15 protein-coding genes and 1 other RNA gene are annotated in these 15,325 nt (G+C 66.0%); 11 read left to right on the forward strand and 5 right to left on the reverse strand.

All coding sequences use genetic code 11. From position 1 onward, the window contains the following. Positions 1–91 precede the first annotated feature (91 nt). An RNA gene (rnpB, locus tag QA635_RS13400) (RNase P RNA component class A) lies at positions 92–506 on the reverse strand. A 147-nt stretch (positions 507–653) separates the two neighbouring features. Between rnpB and QA635_RS13405 the strand changes: the two genes are divergently transcribed. Next, positions 654–1,553, forward strand: coding sequence for a LysR family transcriptional regulator (locus QA635_RS13405; RefSeq protein ID WP_283069585.1), 900 nt, complete (start codon positions 654–656; stop codon positions 1,551–1,553). 105 nt (positions 1,554–1,658) lie between these two features. Next, a complete protein-coding gene (locus tag QA635_RS13410) occupies positions 1,659–2,093 on the forward strand; it encodes a PAS domain-containing protein (RefSeq protein WP_283069586.1) in 435 nt (144 codons plus the stop codon). Positions 2,094–2,263: 170 nt separating this feature from the next. Here QA635_RS13410 and QA635_RS13415 read toward each other — a convergent pair whose 3' ends face one another. Together QA635_RS13415 and QA635_RS13420 are read right to left on the reverse strand one after the other, a co-directional pair. Next, a complete protein-coding gene (locus tag QA635_RS13415) occupies positions 2,264–2,464 on the reverse strand; it encodes a hypothetical protein (protein WP_057014987.1) in 201 nt (66 codons plus the stop codon). A 7-nt stretch (positions 2,465–2,471) separates the two neighbouring features. Continuing rightward, positions 2,472–2,627, reverse strand: a complete 156-nt coding sequence (locus tag QA635_RS13420; protein WP_176937094.1) for a hypothetical protein — start codon at positions 2,625–2,627, stop codon at positions 2,472–2,474. 229 nt (positions 2,628–2,856) lie between these two features. Here QA635_RS13420 and QA635_RS13425 point away from each other — a divergent pair, with 229 nt between their 5' ends. Both QA635_RS13425 and QA635_RS13430 read left to right on the forward strand, forming a co-directional pair. After that, positions 2,857–3,210 carry a YciI family protein gene (locus QA635_RS13425; RefSeq protein WP_057014988.1) on the forward strand — a complete coding sequence of 118 codons (354 nt, stop codon included), beginning with the start codon at positions 2,857–2,859 and terminating at the stop codon, positions 3,208–3,210. A 94-nt stretch (positions 3,211–3,304) separates the two neighbouring features. Next, on the forward strand, positions 3,305–4,540 hold the full coding sequence (locus QA635_RS13430) for an RNA polymerase sigma factor (protein WP_283069591.1): 1,236 nt from the start codon (positions 3,305–3,307) through the stop codon (positions 4,538–4,540). A 93-nt stretch (positions 4,541–4,633) separates the two neighbouring features. On the opposite strand, the gene QA635_RS13435 is transcribed toward QA635_RS13430, so the two are convergent. Next, a complete protein-coding gene (locus QA635_RS13435; RefSeq protein WP_016840052.1) occupies positions 4,634–4,861 on the reverse strand; it encodes a hypothetical protein in 228 nt (75 codons plus the stop codon). Positions 4,862–4,981: 120 nt separating this feature from the next. Further along, positions 4,982–5,848 (reverse strand): N-acetylmuramoyl-L-alanine amidase, encoded by an 867-nt coding sequence (locus tag QA635_RS13440; protein ID WP_283069592.1) that lies wholly within the window; start codon positions 5,846–5,848, stop codon positions 4,982–4,984. Positions 5,849–6,428: 580 nt separating this feature from the next. Between QA635_RS13440 and rsmH the strand changes: the two genes are divergently transcribed. The 7 genes from rsmH (at position 6,429) to murD (ending at position 15,209) form a co-directional block, all read left to right on the forward strand. Beyond that, positions 6,429–7,424 carry a 16S rRNA (cytosine(1402)-N(4))-methyltransferase RsmH gene (rsmH, locus tag QA635_RS13445; RefSeq protein WP_283069593.1) on the forward strand — a complete coding sequence of 332 codons (996 nt, stop codon included), beginning with the start codon at positions 6,429–6,431 and terminating at the stop codon, positions 7,422–7,424. Between the two features lie 2 nt (positions 7,425–7,426). Further along, positions 7,427–7,876 (forward strand): cell division protein FtsL, encoded by a 450-nt coding sequence (gene ftsL, locus QA635_RS13450; RefSeq protein ID WP_283069594.1) that lies wholly within the window; start codon positions 7,427–7,429, stop codon positions 7,874–7,876. 11 nt (positions 7,877–7,887) lie between these two features. Next, the gene (locus QA635_RS13455; protein ID WP_050385389.1) at positions 7,888–9,645 is read left to right on the forward strand and encodes a peptidoglycan D,D-transpeptidase FtsI family protein; all 1,758 of its coding nucleotides are present in this window, start codon (positions 7,888–7,890) and stop codon (positions 9,643–9,645) included. Between the two features lie 49 nt (positions 9,646–9,694). After that, entirely contained in the window at positions 9,695–11,152 is a 1,458-nt protein-coding gene (locus tag QA635_RS13460) for a UDP-N-acetylmuramoyl-L-alanyl-D-glutamate--2,6-diaminopimelate ligase (RefSeq protein WP_283069596.1), read from the forward strand. After that, positions 11,149–12,582, forward strand: coding sequence for a UDP-N-acetylmuramoylalanyl-D-glutamyl-2,6-diaminopimelate--D-alanyl-D-alanine ligase (locus tag QA635_RS13465; RefSeq protein WP_283069598.1), 1,434 nt, complete (start codon positions 11,149–11,151; stop codon positions 12,580–12,582). Before QA635_RS13460 ends, QA635_RS13465 begins: the two co-directional genes overlap by 4 nt. Positions 12,583–12,592: 10 nt before the next feature. After that, entirely contained in the window at positions 12,593–13,699 is a 1,107-nt protein-coding gene (mraY, locus tag QA635_RS13470) for a phospho-N-acetylmuramoyl-pentapeptide-transferase (RefSeq protein WP_016846578.1), read from the forward strand. A 109-nt stretch (positions 13,700–13,808) separates the two neighbouring features. Next, complete coding sequence (gene murD / locus QA635_RS13475; protein WP_283069600.1) at positions 13,809–15,209, forward strand: UDP-N-acetylmuramoyl-L-alanine--D-glutamate ligase; 1,401 nt, start codon at positions 13,809–13,811, stop codon at positions 15,207–15,209. Positions 15,210–15,325: the final 116 nt, after the last annotated feature.

A 15,325-nucleotide genomic window follows, 5' to 3' on the forward strand; every position in this document is an offset into this window, starting at 1 on the left:
TCTACTTCCCGCCGGCGCGCGTAGCTGGAACGATGCTGATCTGAAAATGGCGAGGGGCCCGGCGTGTCGCGCCGAGCCCCTCATACTCCAAGATATCAGCCGGCCTGTAAGCCGGGTTCTGTAGGGCACCATTCTCGCGAATGGTACGCGACGGCCATTCCTCTGGGACAAGGTTTGCACCTTGCCTCGGGCAACCTACCCGGACAGCGGGCCTGACATCGCCCTGCGGTGTTATCGCGCGTGCGCGAACTAACCGCGTTGCCGTCCCTATTCGGTTTTGCTCCCGGTGTGGTTTGCCATGCCATCTCCGTTGCCGGAAACGCGGTGCGCTCTTACCGCACCTTTTCACCCTTACTTCCTCCGAGGAGGGAGCGGTTCGTTCTCTGTGGCACTTTCCCTGGGGTCGCCCCCGCCGGATGTTATCCGGCACCGCATGTCGATGGAGCCCGGACTTTCCTCCCCCGCGGCCTTTCGGCGCTTGCGGGAGCGGCCGTCCGGCCGACTGACGGCGTACGCATGCGGGCTTTGGCCGCCCGCGTCAAGCGATTGCGATGGTTAACCTTGGCCTGGCGCCCGGCTGGCTCTCGATTTTGACATTCGCAGAGGAAGGGCCTTTGATATCGATTTGATCGATCCAAAGGTCGAGGCGCGCCATGGATACCGAGCTGGCCCGGACGTTCCTGACGGTGGTGAGCGCCGGCAACTTCATCACCGCGGCGGAGCGGCTGCATGTCAGCCAGTCGACCGTCAGCACCCGCATCCACACGCTCGAGCAGCAGCTCGGCTGCGTGCTGTTCGTGCGCAACAAGGCCGGCACCACGTTGACGCCGGCCGGCCGCCAGTTTCAGCGCCACGCCTCGGTGCTGGTCCGCACCGTCGAGCAGGCGCGCCATGATGTCGGAATCCCCAAGGGATTTTCCGCGACGCTGGTGGTCGGCGGCCGCATCGGACTTTGGGAAGAGTATCTGCTGCGCTGGCTGCCGCTGATGACGCGGGCGCATCCCGACATCTCGATCCGCGCCGAGAGCGCGCTCGAGCCCGAGCTGATGCAGGGGCTGGTCGAGGGACGCATCGACATCGGCGTGATGTACACGCCGCAGAGCCGCCCCGGCCTCAAGGTCGAGCAGCTGTTCGAGGAGCAGCTCATCCTGGTGTCGACCGATCCGAAAAGCGCACCGGAGCCGGGACCGGGCTATGTCTATGTCGATTGGGGCCCCGAATTCTACGCGCGTCACGCCACGCTGTTTCCGAATTTCGCCGGCCCCGCGCTGACGGTGAATATCGGCTGGCTCGGATTGCAGCATCTTTTGGAGAATGGCGGCTCTGGCTTCTTCGCGCGTCGTATCGTGGAGCCGCTCCTGAAGGCGCGGCGGCTGCACGCCGTCGCCGGCGCACCTGGCTTTGCGATGCCGGCCTATGTCGCCTATCCGGCGGATAGCCAGGACGATCATCTGGCGCGCGCGGTCGAGACCATGCATCGGCTTGCCGCGTCGCAGGTTAACGCCGCTACCGATGTCCCGCGGGCCAGGCCTGCCGCGCGGCGGCGGCGCTGACCGCGATTGCTATCGGCATCACCGATCCGTTCCATCGGCTTTCTTCGCTTGTCAGCGCAAACGTCCGCGTTCACAGCAGGATCGGGATCAGCAGGAGGTCAAACGATGGATATTGCGGCAGAAGTGGGAGACGCGTTGCTCAAGGGCGCCTCCGACGCGATCGTTGCGACCGATGTCGAAGGCCGCATCACCTTGTGGAATCCCGGTGCAGTCAGGATGTTCGGCTTCGGCGCCGAGGAGGCGATCGGGCAATCGCTCGATTTGATCATTCCGGAGAATCTGCGCGCGCGTCACTGGGCCGGCTTCCGGCACACGATGGCGACCGGGACGAGCCGCTACGGTCAGGGCGATCTGCTGTCGGTGCCGGCGCTGACCAGGCACGGGACGCGCATCTCCGTCGAATTCACCATCGTGATGCTGCACGATGCGGCGCACAAGGTCGCCGGCACTGTCGCCGTGATGCGTGACGTGACCAAGCGTTTCGAGGAGCTCAAGGAGTTGCGGCGCCGCGCCGCGCAGCAGGCCGGACCATCGTCGTAAAGGCTGTGAAGCCATGCCGTCACTGCGAGGAGCGGTAGCGACGAAGCAATCCATCGCTCCGCACCTGCTACAGATGGATTGCTTCGCTTCGCTCGCAATGACGCGGATAAGGCTACAAGCAAATGCCAGGTTCTCGGTCATCCCTCCGGAACTGGTCACGGCAGCTGGAGCTATTTTCCCGATCGCAGGCGGGTTTCCGCCAGCGCGGTCACAAGGCCGATGACCAGCATCGAGGCGACGATGTCGGCTTCCGCACCGAAACCAAATGCGATCACCGTCGCTGCGGCGACCGCCGCAAGGATCGCGATGGTCAGCCCTTCGTCGGCGATCAGCTGACGCAGCGCCTTCAGGCGCGTGATGCCCCGTTGCATTGCCTCCTCACACGCCGAGCGGATTGCCGCCCGCGGCGATGTTCGAGGCGACCTGACTGGCGTGGTGGCGCGGTTTCGCCACGATCCGGCTGCGCAGGATTCGGTACAGCATCGACAGCAGGAGCCGGGAAAGGCGTGTGGCTGTCTGCGGCAGTGGTGTCATGGCGAAGTCCTCCAGGCATCCGAAGGCTACGCGCAGCCATGAATTTAACAAACGAATAATATTGGCGATTACTATCGGGTTATCCGATATAAGCTTGCTCTGCGGCCCGCCGGGGCCAGTGAGACATTCACGCCGGGCGGCCAAAATAATTTATCCTGACGATGTCGTCCTGCGTGTCGCCCGTTCGACTGGGTGTCGGCGATCCAGCCGATCAAGAGGAGTTCTCAAGATGCAATATCTGTTGCTGATCTACCGGAGCGACGCGGAATATGGCCGCATGAATGCCGACGACCGCAAGGCCCTGTCGGCGGAATATGGCGTCTACACCCAGTCCATCATCCAGAGCGGACACTTCAAGGCGGGTGACGGGCTGCAGCCGGTGTCGACCGCGACCACCGTTCGGGTGCGCGACGGCAAGACGCTGACGACCGACGGGCCATTTGCGGAAACCCGCGAACAACTCGGCGGCTATTATCTGGTCGATGCCAAGGATCTCGACACGGCGCTCGGCCTCGCGGCGCGGATTCCCGGCGCCAAGACCGGCTCGATCGAAGTCAGGCCGGTGATGATCTACGACAAGTGATGGTTTCGTCGTTCCGGGGCGCGCGAAGCGCGAACCCGGAACCTCGAGATTCCGGGTTCGATGCTTCGCATCGCCCCGGAATGACGGTGAGACCATGACCCCCAGCCAGATCGAAAAAGTGTTTCGCGACGAGGCGGGCCGGGCGCTCGCAACGCTGATCCGTCTCGTCGGCGATTTCGACCTGGCCGAGGATGCGCTTCAGGATGCTTTTGCGGTGGCGCTGCAGCGCTGGCCGATCGGCGAATTCCCCTCCAATCCGCGTGCCTGGCTGGTCAATGTCGGCCGCAACAAGGCCATCGACCGCGTTCGCCGCGCGGCGACGTTTCGCGGCAAGCAGCAGGAACTGACGCATCAGATCCTGCTCGATGCAGAGTCCTCGCCCGAGCCGGCCGATGCAACGCTCGACGACGACATGCTGCGGCTGATCTTCACCTGCTGCCATCCGTCGTTTGCGGCGGAGGTCCAGGTCGCGCTGACCTTGCGCACGGTGTGCGGGCTGACGACGGTGCAGGTCGCGCGCGCCTTCCTGGTGAGCGAGGACGCCATGGCGCAGCGCCTCTTGCGCGCCAAGCAAAAGATAAAACTCGCCGGCATTCCCTATGAGGTGCCGGAGCGTGAGGCGCTGGAGCCGCGCCTCACCGGCGTGCTCGCGGTGATCTACCTCGTCTTCACCGAAGGTTATGCGGCGACCGCCGGCGAGGATCTGATGCGGCCCGATCTTGCCCGCGAGGCGATCCGGCTGGCGCGGCTGATCGATGCGCTGATACCGGCGCGCGGCGAGATCAAGGGGCTGTTGGCGCTGATGCTGCTGCATGATGCGCGCCGCGCCGGCCGCCAGACCGCCGGCGGCGATATCGTGCTGCTCGAGGAGCAGGACCGTTCGCTGTGGGATTTCCAGCAGATCGCCGAAGGCCTCGAACTGGTCGAGGAGGCGCTGCGAATGCCGGGCCGGCCGCAGTCCTACGCCGTGCAGGCGGCGATCGCCGCGCTGCACGCGCGGGCGCCGAGTTATCAGGACACCGACTGGCCGCAGATCGCCGGTCTCTACGAGGTGCTGCTGCGCATCAGCCCGTCGCCGGTGATCGAGCTCAATCACGCCGCCGCAGTGTCGATGGTCGATGGTCCGGCGCGCGCGCTCGACCTGATCGACGCGCTGGACGCGCGCGGCACATTGAAGGGATATGACCAACTGCCCGCGGTGCGCGCCGATTTGCTGCGCCGCCTCGGCCGCAGGGACGAAGCGCGGCAGGCCTATCTCGCCGCCTCGGCCGCCACGCAACTCGAACCGCTGCGGCGGCTCTATGCACGGCGGATCGCCGAGATGGGGTGACGCACCCCATCTCGTGCGTAGCCTGTGACGGCGCGCTATTCATTCACGCTATTCATTCACGATGGTCAGCGCGCCATACGGCGTTGAGCGTGCTCAGTACCCTGTCTTTGCCTTGGCGCCGGTGCTCGATTGCCCGGTCGTCGTCCCCTTCGACATGCCGGTCGTGGTGCCGGGTGCCATCTTCTTCTGCGCGTGATGGACCTTCTGGGTCTTGTGATGGGTCGACGACATGGTCTTGCTTTGGGTCGACATAGCGCCAGCGGCTGCCGGAGCGACAATGAGGCCGACGGCGGCGGCTCCTGCGATCAGTGCTTTGAACATGGACGAATCTCCACTCGGACCGCCCCACCTACAAAGACCGCTCATGCCGAAAAGTTCCAACGTGCACGCACACTTGGCCGGTAAATGCGCCGCTCCTCGCGACGACGGACGGAGGCGAGCCTAGCTCGACGCGACCACCGTCGCCGCATCCGGCGGCAGGCTCTCGAGCAGCGCGTGCAGTGTGGCCATGGTGGAACGGTCGGCGATCCCGTCGATGCGCTCCGGGCGGAAGTGGCGCTGGAAGGCGGTGACGACCTCCATGGTCGGGCCGTCGAACTTGCCGTTGTTCGGGATGTTGTAGCCGTAGCGCCGGAACGCGGCCTGCATGTTGGAAACGCTGTCGCTGATCGCACCGAGCTGCAGCGCGTCGCCGCGCACGATCGGCGCCGGCTGCACCCAGTGCCCGACGCCGGAATTGGCCAGCGAGTGCCACGGGAATTTCTCGCCGGGATCCTTCTTGCGCGCCGGTGCCACGTCGGAATGGCCGAGCACGCGATGCGCTACCACCTTGCGGCGAAGCATGATGCCGCGGCAGAGCGCGATGACGGCCGCGATCTGGCGCAGCGGAAAATCCGGATAGCCCCAATCGTGGCCGCGATTGACGATCTCGACGCCGATCGAGCAGGAGTTGATGTCGTCATCGCCGGCCCACGCGGACACGCCGGCGTGCCAGGCGCGCTTGCTCTCCGGCACACACTGCACGATGCGGCCGTCCTCGAGCACGATGTAGTGCGCCGAAACCTCGGTGCCGGCCGTGCAGAGCTGGGTGATCGCACCTTCGACGTCGGGCATGCCGGTGTAGTGCAGCACGATCATGTCGGGTTGCCGGCCATTGGCGCGATCGCCGAAGTTCGCCGACGGGATCACGTCGGAGGCGATCGAGGAATCCGGCGTGAACGTCTTCGCGTCCGCCACCCCCTTTGGAACAGGGAGGGCGCGCTGACGCTTCGAATCAGCGTTGCCGGACGAAGACGAACTTGAAGCCATACGAATCACTCAAACCCGAACCAGGAGAAAGCATTTTGACATATGGATAAACAAATAGGCGTTTACTATTCCTTTACCGTGCGGGCCGCGCAATCGACCCCTGCCGGTTCCACGATCCGCATGATGCGCTGCGCCATTGTGCCCGGAGTGGGTCGCGAGGGTATCACTCGAATGCGGATCAAAGCCGCGCGATTCCGCTAACCGATCATCAACGTTTTCTTAACGTTAAGTGCCGTTACTGAGAGGTGAAGTGCCGAACCGGTTTCGGGGGACGGCCAAAGGACGCTGAGCCCCGCTGTTTGCGCGAAATCCCATGGAAACCCTCCCAATTCCGGTCGGATATCAGGATTTGCGGCCGAGGACGGGAGTTGGCGCTGGCGTCACGCAGCGGCTTTTTCACGCGTTTTCGAGCGAAGTGGATACCGGTTCGCGTGAAGAAAACGCGTCAAGACAGGAATCCAGAGCCCCGTTCCGATCCAATCGGAACGGAGAGGGCTCTGGGCGCGAGGATTCGAGGCGCAATGAGTCGGCGCGCACCCAGCTTGCATGCCAGTTACGCGGCCCCGCCCGGGAGCGGCGCATGAGCGAGCGTGCGCCGCGTCACATTTCGGTGCTGGGCCGCGAGGCGGTCGCGTATCTCGCTCCGCGCGCCGGCGGCATCTATGTCGACGCGACCTTCGGTGCCGGCGGCTACAGCCGGGCGATCCTCGATGTCGCCGATACCCGCGTGATCGGCGTCGACCGCGACCGCACCGCGATAACCGGCGGCTTCGATCTGGTCGACGGCGCAGGCGGTCGGCTGACACTGGTCGAGGACCGCTTCTCCAACCTCGCCGAGGTCTGCGCATCGCAGGGGGTGGATAAAGTCGACGGCGTCGTGATGGATGTCGGCGTCTCCTCGATGCAGCTCGACCAGGCCGAACGCGGCTTCTCATTCCGGCTCGGCGGTCCGCTCGACATGCGGATGGCCCAGAGCGGCCCGACCGCGGCCGACGTGGTCGCGACCGCTTCCGAGAAACAGCTCGCCGACATCATCTATATCTTCGGCGAGGAGCGGCATTCGCGCGGCGTTGCCCGCGCCATCGTCGCCGCGCGCAAGGACGCGCCGATCACGACGACCGACGCGCTTGCCGACATCGTCGCGAAGATCGTGCGCGCCAAGCCGAACGAGATCCATCCGGCGACGCGGACCTTTCAGGCGCTGCGCATCTTCGTCAATGAGGAGCTCGATGAGCTCTATCTGGCGCTCGCAGCGGCCGAGCGCGTGCTGAAGCCGGGCGGCCGGCTCGTCGTGGTTTCGTTCCATTCGCTGGAAGACCGCATCGTCAAGAATTTCCTCAGCCTGCGCGGCAAGGTCTCCGCCGGCTCGCGGCATTTGCCCGAAATGGCGCAAGCGGCGCCGAGCTTTCAGATCCTGACCAAGCGTCCGGTGACGCCTGATGAGGCCGAGCTTGCCGCCAATCCGCGCGCGCGATCGGCCAAGCTGCGTGCCGCCGAACGCACCGCGGCGCCGGTGCACGCCGACGACGACCTGCCGTCATGGCCGCGTCTGTCCGACCTGAAACGGGGAGGGTGACGATGCGCCTTCTCCATCTCCTCGTCATCGGCATGCTGATCTTCGCGGCGTCCTATGTCTACCGCATCAAGATGGAATCGACCGCGCGCGTCGAACGCGTGTTGCAGCTCAATGCCGAGATCCGCGAGCAGCGCAATGCGATCGCCGCGTTGCGCGCCGAATGGGCCAAGCTCGATGCGCCGCTCCGGCTGCAGGGCCTCGCCGAGCGCCATCTGCCGCTGAAGCCGGTCAACGCCAACCAGTACGATTCCCTGAAGAACCTGCCGGAGCGGCCGCCGAGCTTCACGCGGCCCGGTTCGCGCGATCCGATCGGTGCGATGATCGACACCATCGAGGCCGCCGCGGCGCCCGACAGCACCACCGGATCGATCGACAAGGCGGCGACCGACCAGCCGGCCGCCGACCAGCCTGCGCCCGACAACTCCGGGCAGGGCGGGGGAGACCAGCAATGACGGGACCAGCCATGACCGATCCGGCACCCGCCAACACACCGGCCGTGAAACCGGCCGAGCCCTGGAACCAGCGGCTGATCCGCACGCTGCTGTATGGCAGCAATGTCGACCGCGCCGCCAAGGCGCGCGCGCGCGTTGGCCTCGCCATCCTCGCTTTCGCCGCGGTCTATTGCGTGTTGGCCGGACGTCTCGTGCTGTTCGCCGTCGGCGCCGACAGCCATGGCGCGCGCCGCACCGCCTCGCAGGACGCCATCGCGACCGCGCGGCCGGACATCACCGACCGCAACGGCGAAATCCTCGCCACCGACGTCAAGGCGCCGAGCCTGTTCGCCGAGCCGCGCCGTCTGATCGACAAGGACGAGGCGATCGAGCTTTTGACCGGAGCCTTGCCCGATCTCGACACCAGCGAGGTGCGCGATCGCCTGTCGTCGCGCAAGGGCTTCGTCTGGCTGAAGCGCGAGATCACGCCGAAGCAGCAGAGCGACATCCATCGCCTTGGCCTTCCCGGCGTCGGCTTCCTGCGCGAGAACAAGCGCGTCTATCCGACCGGCAACGAGGTCGCCCACCTGATCGGCCTCGTCAACATCGACAACCAGGGCATCGCCGGCATGGAGAAGTGGCTCGACAGCAACGGGCTGGCCGATCTGCATCGCGCGGGTTTCGCCACCGACCGGCTGCAGAAGCCGGTGGAGCTGTCGGTCGACCTGCGCGTCGAGCACGCGCTGCGCGACGAACTGCTCAAGGCGAAGGAGAAGTTCAAGGCCAAGGCCGCCTCCGGCCTCGTCTCCAACGTGCGCACCGGCGAGATCGTGGCGATGGTGTCGCTGCCGGATTTCGATCCGAACAATCCGAAGGAGGCGCACGATCCCGATCGCATCAACCGCCTGACCACCGGCGTCTACGAGATGGGCTCGACCTTCAAGGCGTTCACGCTGGCGATGGCGCTGGATAGCGGCCGGTTCGACCTCAACTCGATGTGGGATGCGCGTGGCCCGCTGCACTACGGCAAGTTTGCGATCCATGACGATCACAACATGGGCCGCATGATCAACATGAAGGAGGTGTTCTACTATTCCTCCAACATCGGCGCCGGGCGCATTGCGCTGGCGATGGGCGTCGATGCGCACAAGGCGTTCCTGCGCAAGATGGGCCAGCTCGAGCGGCTGCGCACCGAACTGCCGGAGAGCGCCTCCCCGATCGTGCCGAAGAAGTGGGGCGAACTGAACACCGTCACCATCTCGTTCGGTCACGGCATCGCGGTGGCGCCGCTGCAGGCGGTGATGGGCATCGACGCGCTGGTCAATGGCGGCTACCTGATCCCGCCGACCTTCCTGAAGCGCACCGAGCAGGAGGCGATGGCGCTCGCCAAGCGCGTCATCAAGCCCGAGACCTCGGACAAGATGCGCTATCTGATGCGGCTCAATGCCGAGATCGGCACCGCGAAGAAGGCCGACGTCAAGGGCTACTATATCGGCGGCAAGACCGGCACCGCGGAGAAGGTGATCAACGGCCGCTACGCCAAGAAGCGCGTGCTCAACGCATTCACCGCGATCCTGCCCGCCGACAATCCGAAATACCAGCTGCTGATCATGCTCGACGAGCCGCAGCCCCTGAAGGAAACCTACGGGTTCATCACCTCGGGCTGGAATGCGGTGCCGACCGGCGGCAATGTGATCGCCCGAATTGCGCCGCTTTTGGGCGTTGAACCGCGATTCGACCTGCCGCCGTCCGACCGCCTTATTCTTGCGGCATCCAGAACAACCCAGTAAGGCGTATACTCACGCGGCGCCAGAACGGCGCCGGCCAGACTGGAAGATCATGAGACTTCGCGACCTCTTCAGCGATGATGCCACGATCGATCCGAGTGCCTCCTCGCTCATTGTCGGAGGGCTTGCGGTCGACAGCCGCGCGGTGAAGCCGGGCGACCTGTTCTTCGCGCTGGCCGGCAGCAGGACCGACGGCGCGCGCTTCGTCGATGCGGCGATTGCCGCCGGCGCGGTCGCGGTCGCCAGCGACCATCTGCCGCAAGGTCACGCGCGCGCCCCCTTCGTCATCACGCCGAATCCGCGCCGTGCGCTGGCGCTCGCCGCGGCGAAATTCTTTTCCCGCCAGCCGGCGACGATCGCGGCGGTGACCGGCACCAGCGGCAAGACCTCGGTCGCAGCGTTCACGCGCCAGATCTGGCAGCGGCTCGGTCATTCCTCCGCCAGCATCGGCACCATCGGCCTCGTCTCGGACAAGCGCACCGTCTACGGCTCGCTGACCACGCCGGATCCGATCGCGCTGCATCGCCAGCTCGACGAGATCGCGAGCGACGGCGTCACCCATCTGGCGTTCGAGGCGTCCTCGCACGGCCTCGACCAGTATCGTCTCGACGGCGTACGCATCGCCGCCGGCGGCTTCACCAATCTGTCGCGCGACCACATGGACTATCATCCTGATGTCGCGCATTACCTCAACGCAAAACTGCGGTTGTTCCGCGATCTGGTCGCGCCAGGCGGCGCTGCGGTGATCTCGGCCGATCATGACTGTTCGGGCGAGGTGATCGATGCGGCGCGCTCGCGCGGCCTGCGCATCATCACGGTCGGGCGCAACGCCGATGCAGGCGATGGCATCAAGCTCACCGATGCTGTCATCGAAGGCTTTGCCCAGAAGCTCGCGATCGAGCACCGCGGGCGCAAATATGCGATCCGGCTGCCGCTGGTCGGCGAATTCCAGATCGAGAATGCGCTGGTCGCGGCCGGGCTCGCGATCGGCACCGGCAGCGCCGCCGCCGACGTGTTCGGCTGCCTCGAACATCTCGAAGGCGCCAAGGGCCGGCTGGAATTCGTCGGCGAGCACAATGGCGCGCCGATCTTCGTCGATTACGCCCACAAGCCCGACGCACTCGCCAAGGCGCTGCAGGCGCTGCGGCCTTATGCCAAGCGCAAGCTGGTCGTGATCTTCGGCGCCGGCGGCGACCGCGACGCCGGCAAGCGTCCGATCATGGGCGCGATCGCGGCCGAGAATGCCGACCAGGTCATCGTCACCGACGACAATCCGCGCAGCGAGAAGCCGGAGGCGATCCGCGCCGCGATCATGGCGACGGCGAAGGGCGCGCGCGAGATCGGCGACCGCGCCGCGGCGATCCGCGCTGGCATTGCCGGCCTCGCGCCGGGCGATGCGCTGGTGGTCGCCGGCAAGGGCCACGAGGTCGGGCAGATCGTCGGCAACACGACGCTGCCGTTCAGCGATCATGAAGCGGTCGCCAGTGCACTGGCTGCGGAGGGCGCATGAGCACGATGTTGTGGACCTCGGATGCGATGGCGACGGCGATGCGGGCCGCCACGCAGGGCGCGCTGCCCGACGGCGTCACCGGTCTCTCGATCGACAGCCGCACCATCGCGCCCGGCGAGGCGTATTTCGCGATCAAGGGCGACGTCCATGACGGCCATGCCTTTGTCGAGGCGGCGCTGAAGGCCGGTGCCGGGCTCGCGGTGGTCGAGACCGCGCAACGGGCAAAGTTTCCCACTGATGCGCCGCTGCTGGTGGTCGACGACGTGCTCGCCGGCCTCGTCGAGCTCGCGCATGCCTCGCGCGCGCGGCTCAACGCGCAGATCATCGCGGTGACCGGCTCGGTCGGCAAGACCTCGACCAAAGAGGCGCTGCGCCGCGTGCTGTCGGCGCAGGGCGAGACCCATGCGTCCGTGGCGTCGTTCAACAATCACTGGGGCGTGCCGCTGTCGCTGGCGCGCTGCCCGGCCAGCACGCGCTTTGCGGTGTTCGAGATCGGCATGAACCATGCCGGCGAGATCACGCCGCTGGTGAAGATGGTGCGCCCGCACGTCGCAATCATCACCACGATCGAGCCGGTGCATCTGGAATTCTTCGCCGGCATCGAGGCGATCGCCGACGCCAAGGCGGAGATCTTCGCAGGGCTCGAGCCCAATGGCGCCGTCGTGCTCAACCGCGACAACGGACAATTCGCGCGGCTGCAAAAGCAGGCCAAGCAGGCCAGCATCTCGCGCATCGTCTCGTTCGGCGCCGACAAGCGCGCCGAAGCGCGGCTGCTCGACCTGTCGCTGCATGCGACCTGCTCGGCGGTGCATGCGGATATTCTGGATCATGACATCACCTACAAGATCGGCATGCCCGGCCGGCACATGGCGATGAACTCGCTGGCGGTGCTCGCTGGCGCCTCGCTGCTCGGCGCCGATATCGCGCGCGCGGCGCTGTCGCTGTCGCAGCTCGAGGCGCCGACCGGCCGCGGCTTCCGCCGCACCCTCGAGGTCGCCCATGGCGAGGCGATGCTGATCGACGAGAGCTACAACGCCAACCCGGCCTCGATGGGGGCCGCGCTCAACGTGCTCGGCCAGGCCCAGACCGGGCCGCATGGCCGGCGCATCGCGGTGCTCGGCGACATGCTCGAGCTCGGGCCGACCGGGCCCGAATTGCACCGCGGCCTCAACGAGGCCGTGACCGCCAACCGCATCGACCTCGTATATTGTTGTGGTCCGCTGATGCGGAATCTGTGGGATGCCCTTTCCACCGGCAAGCGGGGAGGCTATGCCGAGAGCTCGGCGGCGCTCGAAGCGCAGGCGGTCGCCGCGGTCCGTGCCGGTGACGTGATCATGGTGAAGGGCTCGCTGGGATCGAAGATGAAGCTCATTGTCAGCGCGCTGGAAAAACGCTTCCCCGACAAGGCCGCGCACGAAGAAGCGGTATAGGACTCCTCGAATGTTCTACTGGTTGATCGAACTGTCCAACACCGTTCCGGGGTTTGGGGCGTTCCGCAGCGCTTTGAACGTGTTCCGCTACATCACCTTCCGCACCGGCGGCGCGATGGTGACCGGCGCATTGTTCGTGTTTCTGTTCGGGCCCTGGATCATCGATCATCTGCGGCTGCGGCAGGGCAAGGGCCAGCCGATCCGGACCGATGGCCCGCAGTCGCATCTGATCTCCAAGAAGGGCACGCCCACCATGGGCGGGTTGATGATCCTGTCCGGGCTCGTGGTGTCGACGCTGCTCTGGGCCAACCCGCTCAATCCCTATGTCTGGATCGTGCTGGCGGTGACGCTCGGCTTCGGCTTCGTCGGCTTCTATGACGATTATCTGAAGGTCACAAAGCAGTCGCACAGCGGCTTCGCCGGCAAGCTGCGGCTCCTGATCGAGGCGGCGATCGGGCTCGCCGCCACCTACGCGCTGGTCCGGCTCGGGCGCGACGTGTCGTCGACCTCGCTCGTGATTCCGTTCTTCAAGGACCTCGTGATTAATTTCGGCTGGTTCTTCGTGATCTTCGGCGCCTTCGTGATGGTCGGCGCCGGAAACGCGGTGAACCTGACCGACGGCCTCGACGGTCTTGCGATCGTGCCGGTGATGATCGCCGCCGCCAGCTTCGGCATGATCTCGTATCTGACCGGCAACGCGGTGTTCTCGGATTATCTGCAGATCAATTACGTCGCCGGCACCGGCGAACTGGCGGTGCTGTGCGGCGCGGTGCTTGGCGCAGGCCTCGGCTTCCTCTGGTTCAACGCGCCGCCGGCCTCGATCTTCATGGGCGACACCGGCTCGCTGGCGCTCGGCGGCATGCTTGGCGCGACGGCAGTTGCGGTGAAGCACGAGATCGTGCTCGCCGTGATCGGCGGCCTGTTCGTGCTGGAGGCGGTCTCGGTCATCGTCCAGGTCACCTCGTTCAAGCTCACCGGCAAGCGCGTGTTCCGGATGGCGCCGCTGCACCATCATTTCGAGCAGAAGGGCTGGACCGAGCCGCAGATCGTGATCCGGTTCTGGATCATCTCGGTGATGCTGGCGCTCGCCGGCCTCTCCACCCTCAAGCTGCGCTGATGGCTTCGCATCCCATTGACTGTCATTCCGGGGCTCGCGCAGCGAGAACCCGGAATCTCGAGATTCCGGATAACCGCTGCGCGGTTTCCGGAATGACAGGGAGATAGACATGATCCCGGTCACCTCCTTCTCCGGCAAGACGGTTGCGGTGTTCGGGCTCGGCGGCTCCGGGCTCGCGAGCTGCCACGCGCTGAAGGCCGGTGGCGCGGAGGTGATCGCGGCCGACGACAATGCCGACAACGTCGTCAAGGCGGCGCAGGCCGGCTTCACCACCGCCGATCTGCGCACCGTGTCGTGGGCGAATTTCGCCGCGCTGATCCTTACCCCGGGCGCGCCGCTGACCCATCCGGCGCCGCACTGGAGCGTGCTGAAGGCGCGCGAGGCGGGCTGCGAGGTGATCGGCGACGTCGAACTGTTCTGCCGCGAGCGGCGCCGTCACGCGCCGAACGCGCCGTTCGTCGCCATCACCGGCACCAACGGCAAATCGACCACCACCGCGCTGATCGCGCATCTGATTGATGTCGCCGGCTACGACACCCAGATGGGCGGCAATATCGGCACCGCGATCCTGTCGCTGGAGCCGCCGCGCATGGGGCGTGTCCATGTGATTGAGATGTCGTCCTACCAGATCGACCTCGCACCGTCGCTCGATCCGTCGGTCGGCATCCTGATCAACATCAGCGAGGATCACATCGATCGCCACGGCACGCTCGAGCATTACGCCGCGGTGAAGGAGCGGCTGGTCGCCGGCGTCCAGGCCGGCGGCACCGCGATCACAGGCGTCGACGACATCTGGTGCCGCAACATCGCCGACCGGCTCGATCGCGCCGGCAAGCGCGTGGTGCGCATCTCGGTGAAGAATTCGCTGCCCGACGGCCTCTATGTCGAGCACGAGACCATCGTGCGCGCATCTGGCGCGGCGCGCAGCGAGATCGCGCGGCTAGGCGGCATCGGCTCGCTGCGCGGCCTGCACAATGCGCAGAACGCCGCCTGCGCCTCGGCCTGCGCGCTGGCGATGGGGATCGCGACCGACGTCTTACAGAACGGCCTGCGCAGCTTCCCGGGTCTCGCGCATCGCATGGAGCAGGTCGGCCGCCGCGGCAACGTGCTGTTCGTCAACGACTCCAAGGGCACCAACGCGGATGCGGCCGCGCATGCGCTGTCGTCGTTCGCCGACATCTACTGGATCGCCGGCGGCAAGCCGAAGGCCGGCGGCATCACAAGCCTGACCGAATATTTCCCGCGCATCCGCAAGGCCTATCTGATCGGCGAGGCGGCGGCCGAATTCTCCGGCACGCTCGGCGAGCGCGTCCCGCACGACATGTCCGGCACGCTCGACGTCGCGATCGCCAGCGCCGCGCGCGATGCCGAGGCATCGGGGCTCGCGGAAGCCGTCGTGCTGCTGTCGCCGGCCTGCGCCTCGTTCGACCAGTACCGCAATTTCGAAATCCGCGGCGCCGCCTTCCGCGACATCGTGCAAGCGCTGCCGGGCGTGAAGCTGGTGGTGTGACGACACGCAGGGCGGATTGGCACAGCGTAATCCGCCGTTCGGTGCCGGGCGATGACACCGAGATGAAGTACGCACTGACGGTGCGTCGTATCGCGCGAGAACCATCCTCATCGTCG

This window comes from Bradyrhizobium brasilense (assembly GCF_029714345.1).
Taxonomy (GTDB): Bacteria; Pseudomonadota; Alphaproteobacteria; order Rhizobiales; family Xanthobacteraceae; genus Bradyrhizobium; species Bradyrhizobium australafricanum.

Excerpts from the sequence above, each read along its gene's own strand:
- ftsL (WP_283069594.1), top strand. The coding sequence starts at position 7,427 with ATGCGCCTTCTCCATCTCCTCGTCATCGGCATGCTGATCTTCGCGGCG.
- QA635_RS13455 (WP_050385389.1), top strand. The coding sequence starts at position 7,888 with ATGACCGATCCGGCACCCGCCAACACACCGGCCGTGAAACCGGCCGAG.
- QA635_RS13435 (WP_016840052.1), bottom strand. The coding sequence starts at position 4,861 with ATGTTCAAAGCACTGATCGCAGGAGCCGCCGCCGTCGGCCTCATTGTC.
- QA635_RS13465 (WP_283069598.1), top strand. The coding sequence starts at position 11,149 with ATGAGCACGATGTTGTGGACCTCGGATGCGATGGCGACGGCGATGCGG.
- QA635_RS13425 (WP_057014988.1), top strand. The coding sequence starts at position 2,857 with ATGCAATATCTGTTGCTGATCTACCGGAGCGACGCGGAATATGGCCGC.
- QA635_RS13415 (WP_057014987.1), bottom strand. The coding sequence starts at position 2,464 with ATGCAACGGGGCATCACGCGCCTGAAGGCGCTGCGTCAGCTGATCGCC.
- QA635_RS13405 (WP_283069585.1), top strand. The coding sequence starts at position 654 with ATGGATACCGAGCTGGCCCGGACGTTCCTGACGGTGGTGAGCGCCGGC.
- murD (WP_283069600.1), top strand. The coding sequence starts at position 13,809 with ATGATCCCGGTCACCTCCTTCTCCGGCAAGACGGTTGCGGTGTTCGGG.
- QA635_RS13420 (WP_176937094.1), bottom strand. The coding sequence starts at position 2,627 with ATGACACCACTGCCGCAGACAGCCACACGCCTTTCCCGGCTCCTGCTG.
- QA635_RS13440 (WP_283069592.1), bottom strand. The coding sequence starts at position 5,848 with ATGGCTTCAAGTTCGTCTTCGTCCGGCAACGCTGATTCGAAGCGTCAG.
- QA635_RS13460 (WP_283069596.1), top strand. The coding sequence starts at position 9,695 with ATGAGACTTCGCGACCTCTTCAGCGATGATGCCACGATCGATCCGAGT.
- QA635_RS13410 (WP_283069586.1), top strand. The coding sequence starts at position 1,659 with ATGGATATTGCGGCAGAAGTGGGAGACGCGTTGCTCAAGGGCGCCTCC.
- QA635_RS13430 (WP_283069591.1), top strand. The coding sequence starts at position 3,305 with ATGACCCCCAGCCAGATCGAAAAAGTGTTTCGCGACGAGGCGGGCCGG.
- mraY (WP_016846578.1), top strand. The coding sequence starts at position 12,593 with ATGTTCTACTGGTTGATCGAACTGTCCAACACCGTTCCGGGGTTTGGG.
- rsmH (WP_283069593.1), top strand. The coding sequence starts at position 6,429 with ATGAGCGAGCGTGCGCCGCGTCACATTTCGGTGCTGGGCCGCGAGGCG.